The organism is Janthinobacterium sp. CG_23.3 (assembly GCF_046115965.1).
In the GTDB taxonomy this organism is placed as follows: Bacteria; Pseudomonadota; Gammaproteobacteria; order Burkholderiales; family Burkholderiaceae_D; genus Janthinobacterium.
The window spans coordinates 1-5197 of sequence record NZ_JBJXIB010000210.1 but is presented as its reverse complement, the minus strand read 5'-3'; the positions used below and the strand labels follow the sequence as shown (position 1 = coordinate 5197).

The window sequence follows — 5197 nt, the reverse complement described above, 5'->3', positions numbered from 1 at the left end:
GGCGGGGCGGTTTTGGTGGCATGCACGCATGATGCGTTATCCACGATTCGTTTACAACAACTTTCTACGCTGTACGCTCAGGCTGAATAGTCACTCTTCTTCTACTTCATCGTAGCTCTCGCCGACGGGAAGAGGAACGGAGCGAAGTTCTTCAAGGAAGCTAAAGAGGCGCTCGGCTTCCAATTGTGGATTACGGAACCAGTCTGTCGACCAAATACGCCAAATGCGACCGCGCCATCCCAATCCTTCGAGAATTTCCTGTCGAATCCGGTCTCGGTCGCGTACGGTTACACCGGAGTGATAGCTAGCGCCGTCGCATTCGATGGCCGCCAGGAAGACGGACTTGTAATCTGGGTGCCGCACCGCGATGTCGATTCTAAAGCCGGCGACACCCAATTGAGGAACTACCTCGTAGCCTTTACCTTTCAACAAATCGAGTATTGCCACTTCAAAATCGCTATCTGGAGGCAGGTCTGTTTCTTCATTCTGCGTGAGCACGTTATCCCGTGCGAACAGAAGATAGTTACGTAAAGCCTTCGTACCTTCGGGAGTGCTTTTATCGACTACGATGTCTTCAGGGCGCATTGAGCTAAAAACTACGACCGATTTTTTCGCACGAGTGAAAAGCACGTTGAGCCTGCGCCATCCTCCGCCCCTACTAATAGGACCGAAATTCTGTCGAACCACGCCGGCAGTCGATGGGCGGCCAAAAGTGGTGGAAATTATGATGCAGTCACGCTCATCACCCTGAACGTTCTCGAGATTTTTCACGAACAGTTCCATGCCATGCGATTTCCAATGCATCTTGAAATCGTCAGCACCGCTAACTGTTTTCAGGCGTTCTTCAAGCATCTCCGAAATGAGTTCCCGTTGTTTCACATTCAGCGTCACTACGCCGAGCGAAATGCCTGGCCGGGTCTGGATGTGAGAGGCGACAGCTTCGACTACTTGGCGCGCTTCTATTACATTCATCTGGCCTTCATATATCCCATTCTTCACGTAGTGGTAACGCAGTCCAAGCTCTTTGCTTTTTCCGAATGGAGACGGGAAGACGACTAAATTGCCGCGGTAAAAATTTTGGTTCGAAAACGCTATGAGCGACTCGTGCTGGGAACGGTAGTGCCAACGTAAGGTGCGCACCGGGTGAAAGTGGCTGATGCAAACGTCGAGTATGCTTTCCGCATCTACGGCTGCTGCACCCTTACCGCTATCGCCATCGTCATCTGGCGTAGCCATGCGTGCGAAAAATGACGTTGGAGGAAGCTGTTTCGGGTCCCCGACGACGACAAGTTGCGAGCCACGGGCAATCGCACCCAGGGCTTGTTCCGGTTTCAATTGCGACGCTTCGTCCATGATGACGATGTCAAAGTGCAGTTGACCCGGCTGAAGGAATTGAGCCACTGCCTGTGGTCCCATCATGAAGCAGGGCTTTAACGACTGGATAGCTCTGCCCGAGCGGCTCAGTAGTTTCCTTAGCGGCACCCGAGGCCGCTGCTGCGGAATCAGATGCTCGAGAAGCCTCAATTCGGTCTTGTCATCAACCCGGACTCCGGAGGTACCTTGTGGCGGCATGCTAGCCCGCATGCAATCACGCGCCACCTGCGCCCCGCGCATTTTGATGACCTCGCGGTCCAGCGAAACGAAGTCTTTGCGTACCGATGAATGGCGCGTTCCACTGAAGGTTCTCAGGTCCTTGTTCTGACGGAAGAGCTGTTCAGCTATCGATGCGTAAAAACGGAAAGCGAAGCCACTCGTTAATCGCTTTGGAGAGAGCGTACCCGTCTCGACTAGGGAAAGATAGTCCATCAGGCCAGCACGTTGGCTTGCCTTGCGCGCCTGCACGTACTGCGCCCAGGGGAGCAGGCTTGAATAATTCTGCGCCGCTGATGCGGTACGTCTGGAAAGGCCGCTCACGAACTCGGTGATGTTGTTTGCGTCGCTGCCAGCCCATTGCGTAGTGTTTACCTCACCAAATTTGCTCAAGGATTGTTTGAACTCGACCAGGTCCTGCCAACCCTTATTAATTGCGATGATTGACTCTTCAATCGCAGCATAGTTTGCGACGGAGTTGGCCGACAGCAGCAGCTGCTCGATTGGAACAGGTAGGCGCGCTGCGAGCAGAAGTGTCCCGTAGGTATGGGCCGCGAAGGCAGTCGCCAAGTTAGTGTCTCGGCCTCGATAAGCTGTTCCGAAAATTTCTCGTCCCTGCGTGTGGAATGCAAGAGAGCGCTCGACATCGGGAGCTTTAGACGCATCTGCGATTGCGATGATTCCCCCCCTGAGCGTAGCATTTGGCCTGACCCATTTCTTCATAAACTCAATCGCTGAATCAAACATCTCAGCGGATTCATGATACTCGGACAGTCTTTCATTCCAATTGGCCAGGTCAATGCGGGCGCAAATCTCAGGCGCTGCCGAATGTGTCGACGCTGCCATTGCCGCCACCGAATTCAACGCGGTTACTGCTGTGTGAAGATTGCTCGTCTCGTTGGTCAATTCGACTATATCGGGGCGTGCGATTTTAAGAAGGTCAAGGGACCCGTCGTTTATGCGGATGTCCGCAAATTTTTCGCTCGATTTTACCAACCAAGTGGCGACCGGGATTAGGTCCTGGAACGGGGTCGCTTCGCCATCGAAGGCAGTGCCAGTAACGCTTTTGAGCTTCTCATCGTTTTTCCAAGCATGGTGTCGCTTCGCATACTTCCGAACGGACTCAAGTTCAGCAAGTCTCTGGTCGGAGGAGAGCTTGATGGTTTTGTTGCGTGAAAGTCGCTTGTGCAAGCCGATAGCCTTCCGCCAGCCGCCTTGGAATATTCGATACCAGGCGGTGCCTTCACGCAGTATCGCGATTGCCTCTGTTAGTTCGCCGTCGGAAGGTATCGAGTCCATGTAGAGGGACTCTTCAAGCTTGCCGAATGACGCTTGAATGGATTTAAGCTCTTCGGCCATGCGCTTGAGTGTTTCGAGCGATGTCGGATGCATAAGGTACTCGCTTCGAAGATGCAACAGTCCCATAGGTGCATCTTCCAAGACCGCGCGCACTATTAGAAGTTTGTCGACGTCTTCAGCAGAACCTTCAAACGACATGCGGAAAAGTTCCGCAATACGCTCCAAATCCCGGAGCGCCAATCTACAGGCTTCAACTGCCGGCCGAAACTTATCGAGCATTTTTTCGAACTGTTCACGTGTTCGCTCGTCAAGCTTCGTGACAGTTGCCAGCCTGAGGATTTCTTCACCTTGCGCGACGTCCTCGATGGACGGGGCAGAGTTTGGAATCAACGTATGGTCGCGGCTACGCTCCAGTGCGGATAGCAGCTCCTGAGCCGCCAGCAGTTCCTTGAGGACCGCAACGGACTTCCTTCCTTGTTCGTCTTCGGGTGGAAAGAGCGAAGGCAGGAGAAGGAAGTTCACTTCATCGGGCTCCGCCGGCGCCAAATCTGCCAGTACTGAAATTAGCTTTGACGCGGTAGCGTTGTCCAATTGGACTTCGTCTGTGCCAAATATCTCTAGCGCGCGCTCTAAGCCGTTTTGGAAGTCCTGGAAGCGAACTCGATAAGTCGTCAGTATTTGCTGTATCGGGATGGCGTCGTGCGGCGTCAGCTCTGTTGGAAAAAATCCCCAGAACGGATGCGATTCGTCAAATTTTTGGATTGCCTCAAACTGTTGAACCGTGTATTTCAGACTATCGTGAATACCCAAGAGCGCGGCTGAGGTCGTTACCGCTGCAGGTAAATACTCAAGCGTTTCTAACGCGATGGACTCATCCCCGCATCGCGCACGATTGAGCTCAGCTCTCCACATAACCTGATGCAGCGTCAACCCAAGCGCATTGCCGTCGGTGTTCCGCATGATTTCCATGTGCGAGCGCAGCTCGTCTTTCTTTTCCTGTAGCTGACTCATCAGAGCCGGCAGTTCTCCGAGCCGCGGCACAGTCATTTCCAGGCGGTGCTTTAAGTCCTCTAGCACGCGCTTTTTATTCGTCTTATTGCTATGCAGCTCGAGCACAAAATCTTCCAGGCCTGCCTGTTCTAGTCTGGACTTAACGACCTCAAGGGCCGCCAACTTTTCAGCAACGAAAAGTACCGTTTTGCCGGCTTGCATTGCAGCCGCAACGATATTGGTAATGGTCTGGGACTTGCCGGTCCCAGGCGGGCCTTCGATGACTCGATTCTTACCCTCAAGGACATCAATCAATGCGCTGTGCTGGGAGCTATCCGCGTCGTAAATTAGCGGTACATCGCCGCGTGGGTGGGCATCAATGTCGTACTCGCCGGCATATGCTGGCTCTCCGATTGACGAATGGCTTCCCTCGAATACCTGACGTATCAAAGGATGGTCAAGCAACGCTGAATTCCCTGAGGCGTCGGCCCAAGTCTCAGGCGCGATGTCTTTAACCATCAGCATGTTTGCGAATGAGAGCAGCGAAAGCGTAATGCGGTGCTGCACTCGCCAGCCGGGTAGCTCTTTAACTGTCTCCGCTACGCGTGCTAGGTACGCGTCAGCTGACTCGTCTTCTTCGTCCAAATAGGTCGGTAGGTTGAGCCCAAAGTCCCGCTTTACTTTCTCACGTAATGAGAGATTGTCCGTTAGCTCTTCGCCGGAACTAAGTAGCGTAAAGGTGGAATACTGACCTTCGTCCGAAATAGCTACCGTCACGGGTACGCACAGCAGGGGAGCCTGGTAGAGCTTGTCGCTGCCAGGGTTATCAGGAAACTCTAAAAACCCAAAAACGAGGTACAGCATATTCGAGCCAGTTTCTTCGATGGCCAACTTTGCTTCGCGTGCCAGCTTTCGACCGTGCTTTCCCAATTCGTCGCCGTAGTATAACGTCTGCAATGCGGCCGGTGACCGGGCTCGACCACCCACCGCAATTTTGACGCTTGCTAGGTCATAAGTTGGGCTTTTTCCGATTCGGCCGGCATAGACCTTTGCATCCGGGCGAACAAGCCGGCCGTTTTTTATCTCCCAGTCCCCTCGACTGGGCTCTGGGATGAACTCAAGCTTTACCCCGGCCGCCGTATCGCCTGCAAGCCGTTCAAAGACGGCGCCAAAATCGCTGGCAACGAATTGGATTGTTTTGCCGGGACCGTGCTTAAAATTAATGTGACTGTTCAGCCGCTATGCGGCAAGCGGGATAGGATTACCGTTGAAGGCCCGGAGCAGAACCTCAAGCATGCCATGGCCTTGCTTGCGTAGC

At 53.5% G+C, this 5197-nt stretch carries 1 protein-coding gene; it reads right to left on the bottom strand.

Annotated elements, in window-relative coordinates; genetic code table 11:
- Window positions 1-90 precede the first annotated feature (90 nt).
- On the bottom strand, window positions 91-5103 hold the full coding sequence (locus tag ACFDR9_RS26865; RefSeq protein WP_409032954.1) for a DUF4011 domain-containing protein: 5013 nt from the start codon (window positions 5101-5103) through the stop codon (window positions 91-93).
- Window positions 5104-5197: the final 94 nt, after the last annotated feature.